The sequence below is a fragment of the Vibrio algarum genome (genome assembly GCF_028204155.1).
In the GTDB taxonomy this organism is placed as follows: Bacteria; Pseudomonadota; Gammaproteobacteria; order Enterobacterales; family Vibrionaceae; genus Vibrio; species Vibrio algarum.
Genome location: NZ_JAQLOI010000001.1, coordinates 368,928 through 386,423, shown reverse-complemented (window position 1 = coordinate 386,423; position 17,496 = coordinate 368,928). Strand labels below are relative to the sequence as shown.

General features: G+C 43.3%; 12 protein-coding genes, 2 tRNA genes, 4 rRNA genes and 2 pseudogenes. 13 read left to right on the top strand and 7 right to left on the bottom strand.

From position 1 onward, the window contains the following. Nucleotides 1–9: 9 nt before the first annotated feature. The 3 genes and pseudogenes from rsmB to def form a co-directional block, all read right to left on the bottom strand. Nucleotides 10–1,289 (bottom strand): annotated as a pseudogene (rsmB, locus tag PGX00_RS01980) (16S rRNA (cytosine(967)-C(5))-methyltransferase RsmB). A 112-nt stretch (nt 1,290–1,401) separates the two neighbouring features. Then, nucleotides 1,402–2,349: a methionyl-tRNA formyltransferase gene (fmt, locus tag PGX00_RS01975; RefSeq protein WP_272132453.1), complete on the bottom strand. Its 948-nt coding sequence runs from the start codon at nt 2,347–2,349 to the stop codon at nt 1,402–1,404. Between the two features lie 13 nt (nt 2,350–2,362). Continuing rightward, complete coding sequence (def, locus tag PGX00_RS01970) at nt 2,363–2,875, bottom strand: peptide deformylase (protein WP_272132451.1); 513 nt, start codon at nt 2,873–2,875, stop codon at nt 2,363–2,365. A 227-nt stretch (nt 2,876–3,102) separates the two neighbouring features. On the opposite strand from def, the pseudogene dprA reads away from it, so the two are divergent. The 3 genes and pseudogenes from dprA to PGX00_RS01955 all read left to right on the top strand — a co-directional run bounded on the left by dprA (nt 3,103) and on the right by PGX00_RS01955 (nt 5,281). Beyond that, nucleotides 3,103–4,208, top strand: a pseudogene (gene dprA / locus PGX00_RS01965) (DNA-processing protein DprA). A gap of 2 nt (nt 4,209–4,210) precedes the next feature. Beyond that, the gene (locus PGX00_RS01960; RefSeq protein ID WP_272132450.1) at nt 4,211–4,684 is read left to right on the top strand and encodes a DUF494 family protein; all 474 of its coding nucleotides are present in this window, start codon (nt 4,211–4,213) and stop codon (nt 4,682–4,684) included. A 21-nt stretch (nt 4,685–4,705) separates the two neighbouring features. Continuing rightward, entirely contained in the window at nt 4,706–5,281 is a 576-nt protein-coding gene (locus tag PGX00_RS01955) for a DNA topoisomerase family protein (protein WP_272132448.1), read from the top strand. Nucleotides 5,282–5,308: 27 nt separating this feature from the next. Here PGX00_RS01955 and PGX00_RS01950 read toward each other — a convergent pair whose 3' ends face one another. Further along, complete coding sequence (locus PGX00_RS01950; protein WP_272132446.1) at nt 5,309–6,451, bottom strand: 5-(carboxyamino)imidazole ribonucleotide synthase; 1,143 nt, start codon at nt 6,449–6,451, stop codon at nt 5,309–5,311. A 5-nt stretch (nt 6,452–6,456) separates the two neighbouring features. After that, nucleotides 6,457–6,942 (bottom strand): 5-(carboxyamino)imidazole ribonucleotide mutase, encoded by a 486-nt coding sequence (purE, locus tag PGX00_RS01945; RefSeq protein ID WP_272132445.1) that lies wholly within the window; start codon nt 6,940–6,942, stop codon nt 6,457–6,459. Between the two features lie 178 nt (nt 6,943–7,120). On the opposite strand from purE, the gene PGX00_RS01940 reads away from it, so the two are divergent. The 4 genes from PGX00_RS01940 to PGX00_RS01925 all read left to right on the top strand — a co-directional run bounded on the left by PGX00_RS01940 (nt 7,121) and on the right by PGX00_RS01925 (nt 9,799). Then, nucleotides 7,121–7,678, top strand: coding sequence for an L-threonylcarbamoyladenylate synthase (locus PGX00_RS01940; RefSeq protein WP_272132443.1), 558 nt, complete (start codon nt 7,121–7,123; stop codon nt 7,676–7,678). A 40-nt stretch (nt 7,679–7,718) separates the two neighbouring features. Further along, entirely contained in the window at nt 7,719–8,627 is a 909-nt protein-coding gene (gene hemF, locus PGX00_RS01935; RefSeq protein WP_272132441.1) for an oxygen-dependent coproporphyrinogen oxidase, read from the top strand. Between the two features lie 75 nt (nt 8,628–8,702). Continuing rightward, a complete protein-coding gene (gene aroE / locus PGX00_RS01930) occupies nt 8,703–9,536 on the top strand; it encodes a shikimate dehydrogenase (RefSeq protein ID WP_272132439.1) in 834 nt (277 codons plus the stop codon). Then, nucleotides 9,536–9,799, top strand: a complete 264-nt coding sequence (locus PGX00_RS01925) for a DUF1488 family protein (RefSeq protein WP_272132437.1) — start codon at nt 9,536–9,538, stop codon at nt 9,797–9,799. Before aroE ends, PGX00_RS01925 begins: the two co-directional genes overlap by 1 nt. On the opposite strand, the gene PGX00_RS01920 is transcribed toward PGX00_RS01925, so the two are convergent. Beyond that, nucleotides 9,792–10,340, bottom strand: a complete 549-nt coding sequence (locus PGX00_RS01920) for a gamma carbonic anhydrase family protein (RefSeq protein ID WP_272132436.1) — start codon at nt 10,338–10,340, stop codon at nt 9,792–9,794. The genes PGX00_RS01925 and PGX00_RS01920 overlap by 8 nt on opposite strands. Before the next feature lie 572 nt (nt 10,341–10,912). On the opposite strand from PGX00_RS01920, the gene PGX00_RS01915 reads away from it, so the two are divergent. The 6 genes from PGX00_RS01915 (at nt 10,913) to rrf (PGX00_RS01890) (ending at nt 16,422) form a co-directional block, all read left to right on the top strand. Further along, nucleotides 10,913–12,464: ribosomal RNA gene (locus tag PGX00_RS01915) — 16S ribosomal RNA — on the top strand. 88 nt (nt 12,465–12,552) lie between these two features. After that, nucleotides 12,553–12,628 (top strand) — tRNA-Glu (locus tag PGX00_RS01910). Between the two features lie 358 nt (nt 12,629–12,986). After that, nucleotides 12,987–15,878, top strand: a 23S ribosomal RNA gene (locus PGX00_RS01905). Between the two features lie 92 nt (nt 15,879–15,970). Next, nucleotides 15,971–16,086 (top strand): 5S ribosomal RNA (gene rrf, locus PGX00_RS01900). Between the two features lie 135 nt (nt 16,087–16,221). Continuing rightward, a tRNA-Thr gene (locus PGX00_RS01895) sits at nt 16,222–16,298 on the top strand. A gap of 8 nt (nt 16,299–16,306) precedes the next feature. Then, nucleotides 16,307–16,422: ribosomal RNA gene (gene rrf / locus PGX00_RS01890) — 5S ribosomal RNA — on the top strand. The 16S, 23S and 5S rRNA genes sit together here with 2 tRNA genes alongside, the layout of an rRNA operon. A gap of 74 nt (nt 16,423–16,496) precedes the next feature. Here rrf (PGX00_RS01890) and ilvY read toward each other — a convergent pair. Next, on the bottom strand, nt 16,497–17,387 hold the full coding sequence (gene ilvY, locus PGX00_RS01885) for an HTH-type transcriptional activator IlvY (protein WP_272132434.1): 891 nt from the start codon (nt 17,385–17,387) through the stop codon (nt 16,497–16,499). Between the last annotated feature and the right edge of the window lie 109 nt (nt 17,388–17,496).

Sequence of the window (17,496 nt, the reverse complement as noted above, 5' to 3'; positions counted from 1 at the left end):
ATAATTTTATCAGATACTCTTTTTAAGAACGGCGTAATAAAATCCGTCCATATCGTCATCCCCTGGAAGTATTTGTTGCCCTGGGTTTTCTAATTCAGAACCTATTAGGCTTGCATCATTGGTTCTTTTTAGAAAATTAATGACTTGTTGACTGTTTTCTTGTGGTGTTATTGAACAAGTGGCATAAACCATTGTGCCACCAGCTTTAAGTTGTTGCCACATCGCGTCAATAATCTCACTTTGAAGCTGCGCTAAAGCATCAATATCATCGGAACGGCGTAACCATTTAATATCAGGGTGACGTCGAATTACGCCCGTTGCTGAGCATGGAGCATCGAGAAGAATGCGGTCAAAATTTTCCCCTGTCCACCACTGCTCAGGTTTTCGAGCATCGCCACATATTACTTTAGCTTCTAAATTTAAGCGCTTAAGATTTTCATAAACTCTTGTTAGTCGGTTATTGTCAGCGTCGATGGCGACGACTTGGCAATTTTCAGAACGCTCTAAAATATGCGCTGTTTTTCCACCAGGAGCTGCACAGCAATCAAGAATTAACTCGTCTTTTTGTGGCTTTAAAAAGTCTACGGACAGTTGCGCTGCTGCGTCTTGAACGGAAACCCATCCTTTATCAAATCCCGGAAGGTTGCTTACGTCTGTTGGCTTATCTAGTTTAAGAGCGTTTTGAGCATTTGGGTGGATGGTAGCGATGATTTCTTCATCTGCTAATAGAGCTAAGTATTCATCACGACTGTGGTGTTTTTCATTCACTCTTAACCACATAGGTGCTTTACTATTGTTGGCCTCAACAATCGATTCCCATTTATCAGGGTAAGCATTTTTTAATAGTTTAAGTAACCAACCAGGATGGCCATATTTGCCTGCATCATGACTTACTGCAAATTGGTCTAATTCTTCTTGGTTGCGTTGATAGTTTCGTAGAACTGCATTTATAAGCCCGCTAAGGCTTTGGCCTTTGAGGTTTTTTGTTGCCTCTACTGTTTCACCAACAGCTGCATGAGCTGGAATTCGCATAAAGCTAAGCTGATATATGCCAACGAGTACTAAATGATGAAATACTCTTTTTTCCCTTTTAAAGGGTTATCCATAAGCTTATTTGCAATGGTTTCAAGTCTTGGTAAGTATCGAAGTGAACCGTAGCAAATTTCCTGAAGCAGAGCATGGTCTCTCGGCTTTATGTTTTGTTGGGCGGCAGGGAGGGCTGTAGACAGGGATTGACCTTTATCTACTACTTGAAAAAGAACTGTGGCTGCGGCAGCACGAACATTCATTTTGAAACCTAATTTTATATTACCAATGGAAATTACTATAAACACTTACATTGGTGTCATCTAAAAATAAAAAGAAGAGGCTAGCTACTAGGCTAGCCTTCATATTATCTCTTTAGCTTAATTGGCTACCAACTTCAAACCAACTGCTACGGGAATTAAGAACATCTTGGACAGACATGGCTTTCTTGCCTGGAACTTGAATTTGTTCCAATATCAAAACCTTGTTTCCTGTAGCGATATATATACCGGTTTTATCGGCTTTTAATATCGTTCCTGCTTCCTTGTCATTTGCGATGTTTTCGACCCTACCTTGCCAGACTTTAATGTTGCTATCTGCAACGGAAAAGTAGCTCATTGGCCATGGGTTGAAAGCTCTAATACAACGTTCGATAGACTCTGCGTCTTGTGACCAATCTATTTTAGCTTCTTCTTTAGATAGTTTTTTTGCATAGTTAGCTAATGCGTCATCTTGCTTTATAGGTGTAGCTTTAGAGGTTACGATTTCTGCTAAACAGTCGACAAGAGCATTTGGACCAAGACCAGCCAACTTTTCATACATGGAGGAACTGGTATCCGTTGCTTCTATTGGCAGCTTGGATATTTTTAGCATATCACCGGTATCTAACCCGATATCCATTTGCATGATAGTGACACCGGTTTCTTCGTCTCCAGCCCAAATAGAGCGTTGTATCGGAGCAGCACCTCGCCAACGAGGAAGAATTGACCCGTGAACATTGATACAGCCCAGTCTTGGTGTGTCTAATATTTGTTGAGGGAGCAATAAACCATAAGCGACAACAACCATAATATCGGCATTCAGCTCAGCAAGCTGTTTTTTTGCTTCATCCGATTTGAAGTTTTCTGGCTGATAAACGTCGATATCGTGCTCTAATGCTATATTTTTTACAGGGCTAGCGGTTAACTTTTTTCCGCGGCCCGCAGGTCGGTCTGGCTGAGTATATACAGCAATGACCTCGTGCTCCGAAGACAACAACGCCGCCAAGTGGCGGGCGGCGAAGTCCGGAGTACCTGCAAAGACAATACGTAGTGATTGGCTCAAGGTAACCTCGTTACTAATTGTTTTTTTCGTTGAAGCGCTTAATCTTTTCTAGCTTGTCTTTAATACGCTTACGTTTTAATGGTGACAAGTAATCGACAAAAAGTTTACCTTCTAGGTGGTCAAGTTCATGTTGAACGCATATGGCTAAAAGGTCATCTGCTTCAAATGTAAATTCTTCACCATCTCGGTTTAGCGCTTTGACTGATACTTCCGATGCTCTCGATACTAAAGCTCTTGCTCCGGGAACGGATAAACAACCTTCTTCTATCCCATCTTCACCACGTTTTTCTGTGATCTCCGGATTGATTAAGACCATAGGTTGATCGCGAGAATCGGATACGTCGATAACGACGATGCGTTGATGAAAATCAACTTGAGTTGCTGCAAGGCCGATACCTTCTTCTTCGTACATGGTTTCAATCATGTCATCGATGAATTTTTTAATCTCTGGAGTAACTTCCTTTACTGGTTTAGCAACAGTGCGAAGGCGGTCATCCGGGAATGTTAATACTTGTAATACAGACATATATAACTCTAAAAATTGAACTGTGTCCAAACAGCGGTTCAGTGAATAACGCAATTCTAGACATTTTATAGATCAAATGACAGCATCCTGACTTTTCTATCTTCGGGATTAACAGCCACGAATTGGTTATTTTACTCCTTTTTTACTCTATTTTAGTATTTTTTTTAATCTCTTCACTTTCTTTGGTTTTCATTGCGTGCTCAATCGGTCTTAGAGGTAGGTTGCTAATGTGTGATAAAACGCTTTCGGCATGGTTAACACTCAGTTTTACACCCTTTATTGGAAGCAGTAATTTCCGCAAGTTAGTCTCTATTACTTCTCCAGTAAATATTGTTAATTCGTCCCGTAAAGAACTAAAATATTTCGGATTTAAACCACAGCAAATTGCTTACATTAAGCAGTATGCTGAAAAAGATGTGGATTTTTGTTTATCGTGGCGAGATTCTTTATCTAATAATTCGATTATTACGCTTATCGATAGTGATTATCCTGAACTTTTAAAGCAAATTGGAAATCCACCACCAGTTTTATTTCTAAAAGGAGATGTGAGTAGTTTATCTGAACCTCAGATCGCTATCGTTGGAAGTCGCAATGCGAGTACTGACGGTCTTAAAAATGCAAGGGATTTTGCTGCGGATTTATCTAGGAAAGGATTAACTATCACCAGTGGTATGGCATTAGGTATTGACGGTCATGCGCACGATGGTGCTTTAAAAGCAGGAGGAAAGACGATAGCTGTACTCGGTTCGGGACTCGAAAATATTTACCCAGCTAAACATAGAGAGCTTTCAACAAGAATAATAGAGAATGGCGCCTTAGTGTCAGAGTTTCGGCCAAATGGACTGCCTAAACCCGAAAACTTCCCTAGGCGAAATAGAATCATTAGTGGCCTTTCTTTAGGTGTACTTATAGTAGAGGCTGCGAAAAAAGTGGTTCGCTTATTACAGCAAGGTATGCCAATGAGCAAAGTCGCGAAGTATTTGCATTACCCGGTTCTATTCATAATCCGCATGCAAGAGGCGGAAATGCTTTAATAAGAGAAGGGGCGAGCCTAATACAGTCCTCGAGTGATATACTTAAAGAAGTCGATAGCTTATTAAATTGGTCAGTTAATGCCCAACGAGGACTTTTTACTGATGAAGATGAAAATGAGCAATTGCCATTTTCGGTACTCTTGGCTAACTTAGGAGTTGATGAAGTGGTATCGGTTGATATTTTGGCACAAAGGACCCATATCCAAGTGCATGAAGTCATGATGCAGCTACTGGAGTTAGAGCTTCAAGGGCATGTTGCCGCTGTATCCGGCGGTTATATTCGAACGAGGAGGGGTTAGCTATGATGGACATATTGATGTATTTGTTCGAAACCTACATCCATAGTGACGTAGAGTTAATGGTCGACCAAGATGAACTTGAAGAAGAGCTACTAAGGGCTGGTTTTCATCAAGAGGAGATCTACAAGGCTCTTGACTGGCTAGAAGATTTAGCCGCGCTTCAAGAAAGTGATCAGCGTTCTGCTATCGCGAAGGGAGCGTCAACCTCAACAAGAATTTATACCGAAAATGAAAAAAATCGCCTAGACGTGAAAAATAGAGGTTTTTTGCTCTTTTTAGAACAGGTGAATGTGCTAACAACTGAAACTCGAGAAATGGTCATTGATCGAGTGATGGGGTTAGAGACGCAAGAGTTACTGCTTGATGATTTAAAATGGATTATTTTGATGGTGCTATTCAATGTACCAGGGAATGAAAACGCTTATACCCTTATGGAAGAGTTACTTTATACCGCAGAAACCGGCATATTACACTAATCTAAGAAGCTTAAGGTATGTATGAGTGGAAAGATAAATAACCAGTTATTTGAAGCGCATGAACACGCGCTAGAGCATGATTCGTGTCCATTGTGCGGTGACAGCCATGGTGGAGAGTTAACGCTACGGCACGGAAAACAAGGGCCATTTCTTGGTTGTAACCGTTATCCTGATTGTGACTATATAAAGTCTCTATATAACAACGATGGGCATATTGTGAAGCCGTTAGGCGTTCCATGTCCAGAATGTGAAAAAGAACTGGTTTTACGTCAAGGTCGCTATGGCATGTTTATAGGTTGTAGTGGTTACCCAGAGTGTCATCATATAGAGTCGCTTGATCAACCAAGCGAAGAAGCTATGGATTCATTTTCGTGTCCAGATTGTGGTTCTGGTCAACTAGTAGAACGAAAATCGCGCTTTGGGAAAATTTTTTGGGCGTGTGACAATTATCCTGGGTGTAAATTTACGGTTAATCAACCACCTAGAAATGGTAAGTGTGAAAATTGTGGTTTTCCTCTATTGGTTGAGAAAAAAACGTCCAGAGGTACTAGTCTTCAATGTGCTGCGCGGAAGTGTCAGCATAGTCAAAATGTTTAACGGCGCCAATGGCGCCGTTTTTGTATGTTAGCTATCGCTGTGACTTAGTTTTATTGCGTAGCTTTTAAGAGCTGGGAATGAAGCCTCATCGAGTATTTCTGATAAGATAAGTAACTGCTCACTTAGCTCAAAGTAGCTAGAAGCACTCACATTTATGTGCCCCATCTTTCTGCCTGGTCGCTTGTCTTTCCCATACCAATGAATATGGCATGCTTGTTCTTTTAATACACCTGTAGGAAGTCTATCTTCACCCAGAATGTTTACCATCGCGGTTGGCCTAATTAGGTTTGTGCCTCCTAAGGGGAGACCACACACAGCCCTAAGATGATTTTCAAACTGGCAAACTTCAGCTCCCTGCTGAGTCCAGTGCCCTGAATTATGCACTCGTGGGGCGATTTCATTAACTAGTAATTGACCGCTGACATCAAAAAACTCTAAAGCTAGAACACCGACATAGTTTAGTGTTTCTGCTACCTTGGTGAACATTTGCTTGGCTTGGGATTGTAGTGCCGAGTCAGTTATAGCAGCAGAAAGAGATAAAACACCATTTGTATGAATGTTTTCAGCAAGCGGATAAACTGAAATTGTCCCATCTATACTTCTAACACCGACTAATGAAACTTCACGATCAAACGGTATAAATGCTTCTGCAACGACCGCTTGATTCGGTGATTCCGCAATACAATCTTCTATTTCGGGCCATATAGAATCAGCCTCAGATTGACTTTTTAGTCTCCACTGACCTTTACCGTCATAGCCACCTAAAGTACTTTTTAAAACCATAGGTAGACCGACTAGCTCAATAGCCTTTGTAAAGTCGTCTTTAGTATTTATTACATGATACTTGGCATTGGCTACACCGGATTTGTCTAATAGTGCTTTTTCTAATCGACGGTCTCCACCGATCTTAATCGCTTCTGTACTAGGGAGAAACTTTCCACTGGCTTCGCAAATATCCAGAATATCGTGGGGGATATGCTCAAACTCAGCGGTAATTACATCTGCTTGTTCAATGGCGTTATCTAACCCATGACCGAGTAGTGCTTGAGTTAGAGGGTGGACTATGTTTTCACTGGTAACATCAAATGCTGATATTTGAATATTTAGAGGAGCGCCTGCTAGAGACATCATTCTGGCCAGTTGTCCGGCACCTAGTACAAGAACATGCATTTATATTAATCCTCTGCTGGGTTTGGGTTAGCTAGAATAGTTTCGGTTTGTTCGTTTCGAAAAGCTTCTACTTTTGCCATAACGGCTTCGTTATGTGTCCCAATAATTTGAGCTGCCAGTATACCAGCATTTGCAGCACCAGCTTCACCGATAGCTAATGTTCCAACGGCAATACCTTTTGGCATTTGCACAATAGAAAGTAGAGAGTCCATCCCTTTTAAAGCACGCGATTGAACGGGCACACCTAATACGGGCAAACTTGTGAAAGCTGCTGCCATTCCGGGAAGATGTGCTGCGCCCCCTGCGCCTGCAATGATTACTTTTAATCCTCGCTCTTTTGCACTGTTAGCATAGTCAGCTAGCAATTGTGGAGTTCGATGTGCTGATACCACCTTTGTTTCGTAAGCTATACCAAATAAATCTAACATTTCAGCGGCAAGTTTCATGGTGGGCCAATCTGATTTAGAGCCCATAATAATTCCGACTTTCATCGTTAACTCCTACGAATTAGTTCATTGCGAGTAGATAATTTTCGCGCATTATAAGGTGAAAATGGCACGAGGAAAACGTTTGCGTCAGTTATTTTCATATCTTGTAAACAAATAGACTTAGCAGCGAAGTCGAAGAGTTTGTACACTAAGGTAAATGTTGAAGCTGAAAACTAGAGAAATGAGTAACTTTAATCACGTAATAGATGCACTAAAAGGTGGAGAGGTGATTGCCTATCCAACAGAAGGGGTTTTCGGTGTTGGATGTGATCCAGACAATGATGAGGCAATTAGAAAGCTCTTAGCCGTTAAAAATAGGTCTGTTCAAAAAGGACTCATTTTGGTGGCTGCCTCTTATGAGCAAATTCTACCTTATATTGATACATCTTCATTAAGTGCCGAGCGACTTATTCAAATTAAGGGCTCTTGGCCAGGTCCTATTACTTGGGTTATGCCGGTTAGTCAACACACTTCAAACTTAGTAACAGGTGAGTTCAATTCTGTTGCGGTTCGGGTAACTGATCATCCCTTGGTTCAAAAAGTATGTTTAGCATTCGGTAAGCCGATAACGTCGACAAGCGCAAATCTTTCTGGATTACCTCCTTGTATGACAACAGAAGAGGTTGAAGGACAGTTGGGTAACACTGGTGTAATTATCTTAGAAGGGAATACAGGGGGAAGAAATAAACCCTCAGAAATAAGGGATGCGCAAAGTTCTCAAATTTTAAGACAGGGATAACAGTGCTACTGTGAATAAACCAGATCTGCGGTGATAAATTATGTCTACGGTGAATAAAGAACAAGTAAAATCATTTTTGTTAGAGTTGCAAGATAGTATCTGTCAGCAGTTAGAGAAAGTGGATGGTAAAAGTAAGTTTAAAGAAGATGCATGGAAGAGAGAGCTTGGTGGAGGAGGAAGAACAAGAGTTCTTAAAGACGGAAACGTATTTGAACAGGGTGGGGTTAACTTCTCTCATGTCTTTGGGGACAAAATGCCAGCTTCGGCTACAGCGCACCGCCCTGAGCTCGCAGGACGAAAATTTGAAGCTATGGGGGTTTCTTTAGTTGTCCATCCAAGGAACCCTTACATTCCAACATCTCATGCCAATGTTCGATTTTTTATTGCTGAAAAAGAGGGTGAAGAACCTATTTGGTGGTTTGGTGGTGGCTTTGACTTAACACCGTTTTACCCTTTCGAAGAAGATTGCGTTCACTGGCACCATGTGGCGAACTCGATTTGTAATCCTTTTGGGCAACATGTGTATGCTGAACATAAAAAGTGGTGCGACGAGTATTTTTATTTACCTCACAGGGATGAAACACGTGGTGTTGGTGGTCTCTTCTTTGACGATTTAAATCAATGGGGCTTCGACACATGCTTTTCCTATATACAAGCGGTAGGCGAAGGGTTTGCAAGTGCTTACTTGCCAATAGTCGTTAAACGAAAAATGTTCGAATATGGCGATCGTGAACGACAATTCCAGTTGTACCGTCGCGGACGCTACGTAGAATTTAACTTAGTCTTTGACCGGGGTACGCTGTTTGGGTTGCAAAGCGGTGGAAGAACAGAGTCGATACTAATGTCAATGCCACCGTTGGCTAGATGGGAGTATAGCTTTGAGCCAGAAGAAAATAGTGCCGAAGCATTGCTTTATAGTCATTACTTGAAAGCTAAAGAGTGGTTATAAGTTATTGGCTAAGCGAACTTGAAATGGTAGGGTCATCTTAGATGGCCCTTTTTATTTTTTACAGTAGGCAAGGATATGGCTAGCGCACCTGATAAATATCTCGTATTTGGCAACCCAATTTCACAAAGTAAATCTCCTTTTATTCATACTCTTTTTGCAAGGCAAACCATGCAAAACATGGAGTATTCTACCTGTGGCCCTGAAGTCGGACATTTTCTTGAGGCTGTAGAGGCTTTTTTTAAAGAGGGTGGAAGGGGGTGCAATATAACGGCACCTTTTAAAGAAGAAGCTTATCAGTTTGCAGATAGATTGACAGAGCGAGCAGAATTAGCCGGTGCCGTTAATACGTTAAAAAAATTGGATGATGGAGAAATTTTAGGGGATAACACGGATGGAGAAGGTCTCGTTCAAAACTTACTTCAATATCAAGTGCCACTAGAAGGTAGTCGGATTTTACTACTTGGGGCTGGTGGTGCGGCAAGAGGTGTTATTAAACCGTTGTTAGATCAAAAGCCCGGTCAATTAACATTAGTGAATCGAACCTACAAAAAAGCGGAGCAGCTTGCACAAATATTTACACCTTTTGGTGACATAAATGTAGAACATATAGATAAAGTGGATACACCATTTGATGTAGTTATAAATTCAACTTCTGCGAGCCTATATAAGCAAGTACCAGATATCAGCACGAACATATTTTCCGGAACGACGATCGCGTACGATATGACCTATGGTGCGGGAATGACGACTTTTAATAAATGGGCAAGAGAGAACGGCGTCGCTAATGCTTATGATGGGCTGGGTATGTTGGTTGGTCAGGCAGCAGAAAGTTTTATGCTATGGCGAGGGTTACGTCCAGGTACAAAACAGATATTAAGAGAGCTTCGCAAGAACTTAGAAGGCTTGTAATGAATCAAGCTATTTTATTCCCAGATATCCAAGAATGGAATGCAAAACTTGAAGTAATAAAGTTTCCTGCTTTGCAATCAGGTTCATTAATAGACTGCACTATTTCTTTACATCGTTTATCTGCATTATCTAGAAATGATGAGATAGGCGAAAACGAGGTACTAAATGTATTTTCTGAGTACCGCTTTGATATAGAGGAAATAGCAGAAGAAATGATCGAGGACGAGATGTTTAATGACCTCGATCAGATAGAAATTAGCTGATTGAAGATACGTGTTCTAGATAATCGTTTTTATTCTCTACATAATTTTGTGCAGATTTTTTTAAGAAAAGCAGTTCCTGCTCTTTTAGGGGGCGTATTTGCTTCACAGGGCTGCCGACATAGAGGTAGCCACTTTCCAATACTTTATTCGGTGGCACTAAGCTCCCTGCGCCAATCATTACATCTTCTTCTATAGTCGCGCCATCTAAAACAATTGCTGCCATCCCTACAAGAACACGATCTTTTATTGTACATCCATGCAGCATTACCTTGTGACCTACGGTTACATCGTTACCTATGATGAGAGGATAGCCATTTGGGTTACTATCAGATTTATGCGTTACATGCAGCACAGTTCCATCTTGGACATTAGTGCGATTACCTATATAAATATGGTTTACATCAGCCCGGGCTGATACGAAAGGCCATACACTTGAGTCTTCACCAATTTTTATATCACCGACCAAAACAGAACTTTCGTCGATATAGGCTGATTTATTAATTTGAGGGCATATCCCTTTATAGCTTCTTAATTTGCTCATCATTTATCCTTATAGATTGCGTATTGAGAGTATATGCAAATAGTAAAGTTAGTAAAACTAAGCTTTAGTGGACAAAAACTATCCAAACAGTAAATAAAAAGCAAAAAACATTAAAAAGGGGTTGCCAATGTGATTCATCTCTCTATAATGCGCCTCACTGACACGGCAGAGCCCACAAGGCTTTGCAGATGAATCAGTAAGACGAGCAGCTTGAAAAAGCCTTTCGAAATTAAAATGAAAAAGTATTTGACTCTTCACTTTAAATCGCTAGAATGCACGTCCGCTTCAAGGGAAAGCCTAGAAGCAACGCTCTTTAACAATTTAAACCTATATCAATCTGTGTGGGCACTCGTTGATGACAATCGACAATGATTCTCTGCTTTCGGGCAAGAAATCAAAAATCGGTTTCAATGAACTGAGTGACCTAATTTGATGTCTTCGGATATCGAACACAGTTATTTAAATACCATTCTGTTGGAATGGTATGAACTTTAAAGAACACTTTACTATTTGGCTTTGGCTAAAAAGTAAAAGGCAATTTAAAGTCAGTATTCATTGAGCCAAAAAAACTTAAATTGAAGAGTTTGATCATGGCTCAGATTGAACGCTGGCGGCAGGCTTAACACATGCAAGTCGAGCGGAAACGATATTAACAATCCTTCGGGTGCGTTATTAGGCGTCGAGCGGCGGACGGGTGAGTAATGCTTAGGAATTTGCCCAGTTGAGGGGGATAACTATTGGAAACGATAGCTAATACCGCATACGCCCTACGGGGGAAAGGAGGGGACCTTCGGGCCTTCCGCGATTGGATAAGCCTAAGTGAGATTAGCTAGTTGGTGGGGTAATGGCTCACCAAGGCGACGATCTCTAGCTGGTCTGAGAGGATGATCAGCCACACTGGAACTGAGACACGGTCCAGACTCCTACGGGAGGCAGCAGTGGGGAATATTGCACAATGGGCGAAAGCCTGATGCAGCCATGCCGCGTGTATGAAGAAGGCCTTCGGGTTGTAAAGTACTTTCAGTAGTGAGGAAGGCAGCAAGCTTAATACGTTTGTTGTTTGACGTTAGCTACAGAAGAAGCACCGGCTAACTCCGTGCCAGCAGCCGCGGTAATACGGAGGGTGCGAGCGTTAATCGGAATTACTGGGCGTAAAGCGCATGCAGGTGGTTTGTTAAGTCAGATGTGAAAGCCCGGGGCTCAACCCCGGAAGGTCATTTGAAACTGGCAAACTAGAGTACTGTAGAGGGGGTAGAATTTCAGGTGTAGCGGTGAAATGCGTAGAGATCTGAAGGAATACCAGTGGCGAAGGCGGCCCCCTGGACAGATACTGACACTCAGATGCGAAAGCGTGGGGAGCAAACAGGATTAGATACCCTGGTAGTCCACGCCGTAAACGATGTCTACTTGGAGGTTGTGGCCTTGAGCCGTGGCTTTCGGAGCTAACGCGTTAAGTAGACCGCCTGGGGAGTACGGTCGCAAGATTAAAACTCAAATGAATTGACGGGGGCCCGCACAAGCGGTGGAGCATGTGGTTTAATTCGATGCAACGCGAAGAACCTTACCTACTCTTGACATCCAGAGAATTTGCTAGAGATAGCTTAGTGCCTTCGGGAGCTCTGAGACAGGTGCTGCATGGCTGTCGTCAGCTCGTGTTGTGAAATGTTGGGTTAAGTCCCGCAACGAGCGCAACCCTTATCCTTAATTGCCAGCGAGTTATGTCGGGAACTTTGGGGAGACTGCCGGTGATAAACCGGAGGAAGGTGGGGACGACGTCAAGTCATCATGGCCCTTACGAGTAGGGCTACACACGTGCTACAATGGCGCATACAGAGGGCAGCCAACTAGCAATAGTGAGCGAATCCCAAAAAGTGCGTCGTAGTCCGGATTGGAGTCTGCAACTCGACTCCATGAAGTCGGAATCGCTAGTAATCGTGGATCAGAATGCCACGGTGAATACGTTCCCGGGCCTTGTACACACCGCCCGTCACACCATGGGAGTGGGCTGCAAAAGAAGTAGGTAGTTTAACCTTCGGGGGGACGCTTACCACTTTGTGGTTCATGACTGGGGTGAAGTCGTAACAAGGTAGCCCTAGGGGAACCTGGGGCTGGATCACCTCCTTAAACGATAGATTGCTTGATGAGTGTCCACACAGATTGAATAGGTTTAGAAAGTAAAGAGAGTAGGGAGCTTATATGCTTCCGACCCTATGTCCCGTTCGTCTAGAGGCCTAGGACACCGCCCTTTCACGGCGGTAACAGGGGTTCGACTCCCCTACGGGATACCATCTTTAAGCACATTCTTTGAGTGTATTTAAAAATGGTTTTTTTCTTTAAGTAGAATGAAAATCTTTGCTCTTTAACAATTTGGAAAGCTGACTGATAAATAATTGATTATTATTTGTCAAAATAAAAGTTCTCAAATCCTATTGGCTTCTTTTTAGAAAGAAATTGATAGGTACTTGTTATTACTTCGGTAATAACAAACCAACACACATTCAAGTGTTCTTGGAAACAACTAACTTCGGTTAGATTGTTTAATATTTGAGTCCGGCAAAATCGAAAATGTTGTCTCGCTCATAATAAAGAGACAACGATTTAAAACCTTGGTTGTTTGCCATACATAAAGACCTCTTGGGGTTGTATGGTTAAGTGACTAAGCGTACACGGTGGATGCCTTGGCAGTCAGAGGCGATGAAGGACGTATTAACTTGCGATAAGCGTAGATAAGGCAGTAAAAGCCACTTGAGTCTACGATTTCCGAATGGGGAAACCCACTAGCATAAGCTAGTATTATTAACTGAATACATAGGTTAATAAGGCAAACCCGGGGAACTGAAACATCTAAGTACCCGGAGGAGTAGAAATCAACCGAGATTCCGAAAGTAGCGGCGAGCGAAATTGGATTAGCCCTTAAGCTTTTAATGATGCAGGTGAAGATTCTGGAAAGTATCGCGATACAGGGTGATAGCCCCGTAACCGACACATCATTTTAAGTGAAAACGAGTAAGGCGGGACACGTGATATCCTGTTTGAATATGGGGGGACCATCCTCCAAGGCTAAATACTACTGACTGACCGATAGTGAACCAGTACCGTGAGGGAAAGGCGAAAAGAACCCCTGTGAGGGGAGTGAAATAGAACCTGAAACCGTGTACGTACAAGCAGTAGGAGCAGGCATTGCGTCCTGTGACTGCGTACCTTTTGTATAATGGGTCAGCGACTTATATTTAGTAGCAAGGTTAACCGTATAGGGGAGCCGTAGGGAAACCGAGTCTTAACTGGGCGTCGAGTTGCTAGGTATAGACCCGAAACCAGGTGATCTAGCCATGGGCAGGTTGAAGGTTGAGTAACATCAACTGGAGGACCGAACCGACTAATGTTGAAAAATTAGCGGATGACTTGTGGCTAGGGGTGAAAGGCCAATCAAACCTGGAGATAGCTGGTTCTCCCCGAAAGCTATTTAGGTAGCGCCTCGGACGAATACTACTGGGGGTAGAGCACTGTTAAGGCTAGGGGGTCATCCCGACTTACCAACCCTTTGCAAACTCCGAATACCAGTAAGTACTATCCGGGAGACACACGGCGGGTGCTAACGTCCGTCGTGGAGAGGGAAACAACCCAGACCGCCAGCTAAGGTCCCAAAGTATAGCTAAGTGGGAAACGATGTGGGAAGGCTCAGACAGCCAGGATGTTGGCTTAGAAGCAGCCATCATTTAAAGAAAGCGTAATAGCTCACTGGTCGAGTCGGCCTGCGCGGAAGATGTAACGGGGCTAAGCTATACACCGAAGCTGCGGCAACATAATTTATTATGTTGGGTAGGGGAGCGTTCTGTAAGCCGTTGAAGGTGAACTGTAAGGTTTGCTGGAGGTATCAGAAGTGCGAATGCTGACATGAGTAACGATAATGGGGGTGAAAACCCCCACGCCGGAAGACCAAGGGTTCCTGTCCAACGTTAATCGGGGCAGGGTAAGTCGACCCCTAAGGCGAGGCCGAAAGGCGTAGTCGATGGGAAACGGGTTAATATTCCCGTACTTCTTATAATTGCGATGGGGGGACGGAGAAGGCTAGGTGGGCCTGGCGATGGTTGTCCAGGTTCAAGGGTGTAGGCTAATTTCTTAGGTAAATCCGGGAAATTGTTAGGCTGAGACCCGATGTCGAGCCACTACGGTGGTGAAGTCATTGATGCCATGCTTCCAGGAAAAGCCTCTAAGCTTCAGATTATAAGAAATCGTACCCCAAACCGACACAGGTGGTCGGGTAGAGAATACCAAGGCGCTTGAGAGAACTCGGGTGAAGGAACTAGGCAAAATGGTACCGTAACTTCGGGAGAAGGTACGCTCTTGACGGTGAAATCCCTAGCGGATGGAGCTATCGGGAGTCGCAGATACCAGGTGGCTGCAACTGTTTATTAAAAACACAGCACTGTGCAAAATCGTAAGATGACGTATACGGTGTGACGCCTGCCCGGTGCCGGAAGGTTAATTGATGGGGTTAGTCTTAGGACGAAGCTCTTGATCGAAGCCCCGGTAAACGGCGGCCGTAACTATAACGGTCCTAAGGTAGCGAAATTCCTTGTCGGGTAAGTTCCGACCTGCACGAATGGCGTAATGATGGCCACGCTGTCTCCACCCGAGACTCAGTGAAATTGAAATCGCTGTGAAGATGCAGTGTACCCGCGGCTAGACGGAAAGACCCCGTGAACCTTTACTACAGCTTGGCACTGAACATTGACCCTACATGTGTAGGATAGGTGGGAGACTTTGAAACTTCGTCGCTAGATGGAGTGGAGTCGACCTTGAAATACCACCCTTGTATGCTTGATGTTCTAACTTAGCCCCATAATCTGGGGTGAGGACAGTGCCTGGTGGGTAGTTTGACTGGGGCGGTCTCCTCCCAAAGAGTAACGGAGGAGCACGAAGGTGGGCTAAACACGGTTGGACATCGTGTGGTTAGTGCAATGGCATAAGCCCGCTTGACTGCGAGAATGACAATTCGAGCAGGTGCGAAAGCAGGTCATAGTGATCCGGTGGTTCTGAATGGAAGGGCCATCGCTCAACGGATAAAAGGTACTCCGGGGATAACAGGCTGATACCGCCCAAGAGTTCATATCGACGGCGGTGTTTGGCACCTCGATGTCGGCTCATCACATCCTGGGGCTGAAGTCGGTCCCAAGGGTATGGCTGTTCGCCATTTAAAGTGGTACGCGAGCTGGGTTTAGAACGTCGTGAGACAGTTCGGTCCCTATCTGCCGTGGGCGTTGGAAGATTGAAGGGGGCTGCTCCTAGTACGAGAGGACCGGAGTGGACGAACCTCTGGTGTTCGGGTTGTCATGCCAATGGCATTGCCCGGTAGCTAAGTTCGGAATCGATAAGCGCTGAAAGCATCTAAGCGCGAAGCGAGCCCTGAGATGAGTCTTCCCTGGCACTTTAAGTGTCCTAAAGGGTTGTTCGAGACTAGAACGTTGATAGGCAGGGTGTGTAAGCGTTGTGAGGCGTTGAGCTAACCTGTACTAATTGCCCGTGAGGCTTAACCATACAACACCCAAGGGGTTTTGTGGACTCAATGAAGAACATTGAATGTGTGAAGAATTTATATTTTTGTTGGCTTTTCGAATTTTAAGATTTTGCTTGGCGACCATAGCATTGTGGACCCACCTGATTCCATGCCGAACTCAGAAGTGAAACGCAATAGCGCCGATGGTAGTGTGGGGTTTCCCCATGTGAGAGTAGGACATCGCCAGGCTCTTATTAAGTTTTTAGGTATAATGACCTGAAGACAAAAACTAATTAAAGCAATATATAAGACTTTAATTAGGATGAATTAAATAGCCCGATCTATGATCGGGCTATTGTTTTTTCAAATATCCAAATTTAGAACGCTGATATAGCTCAGCCCGGTAGAGCGCATCCTTGGTAAGGATGAGGTCCCCAGTTCGAGTCTGGGTATCAGCACCAGAATTTTTCTTGGCAACCATAGCATTGTGGACCCACCTGATTCCATGCCGAACTCAGAAGTGAAACGCAATAGCGCCGATGGTAGTGTGGGGTTTCCCCATGTGAGAGTAGGACATTGCCAGGTTCTAATTACATTTTATTTTTAAAAAAGATAAAATTAAGAAATAAAAAGCCTTCCTTTCGGAAGGCTTTTTTCGTTTAGGTAGATATAAATTTATTTTCTGCCAATTCCCATAATGCGTGAATTAGTGGATCGTTTAATTTTGAACGATTGCAGCAGATCCCAAGGTCAAAAGGCTTTACCGTTTCTAGTTTTAATCTCTGAATTTTATCTTTGACGGGACTATTGTTAATCACTACATCTGGCGCTATACCGATACCGCACCCCAAAGCAACCATGCTGACGATAGCCTCATGCCCAGATACTTGAGCGTATATCATTGGTTTTATTTTTTTCTTTTTAAACCAATAATTAGCACGATCTCTTGCCGTTCCTGCTTCCGGTAAGATAAAGGGTATTTTTTCCCAATTTGGTTGCTCTTGTTGTAATTCTTGCGAGAAGCTGCTGACCCCTGTTGGAGCGATAACCGAAAGTGGAATATTGCCTATCGTTTCAAATGCTAATCTAGCCGGCAATTGATCAGGCTTAGCAGATATTGCAATATCCGCTTTGCCTTCTAGAACAATATCTATTGCTTGTGCAGGGTCCCCGGTAGATAGCTTTAATTCAATCTGTGGGTATGTAAGTCGAAAGTCATTCAACAGATCTGGTAAATGACTATAGCTTGCTGTAACAGAGCAAAAGAGGTGAATTTCTCCTTCTAACTCTTTGCTCTGTTCAGATAGAGCAGAGCGGTAGCCATACCAATCATTCGTAATATTAAGAGCGATAGGTAAGAGCTTTCGACCTGCATTTGTCTGGTCTACACTTCGATTGTCGCGGATAAAGAGACTTTGCCCAACTTCCTCTTCAAGTTTCTGAATTTGGCGACTAAGAGCTGACGGGCTGATGTGCATAGCAGTAGCGGTTTTATTGAAACTTTTGCTATCACAAAGATGAATAAATAACTGAAGGCTTTTGATATTCATAGAGTCGAATCCCATATTGCATTTATTGCAATTACTAATTGTGAATATATCACTTTAAGCAATCAAAATCCTGCATTACTATGTGGACATTCGACTCATATGTAGTCGA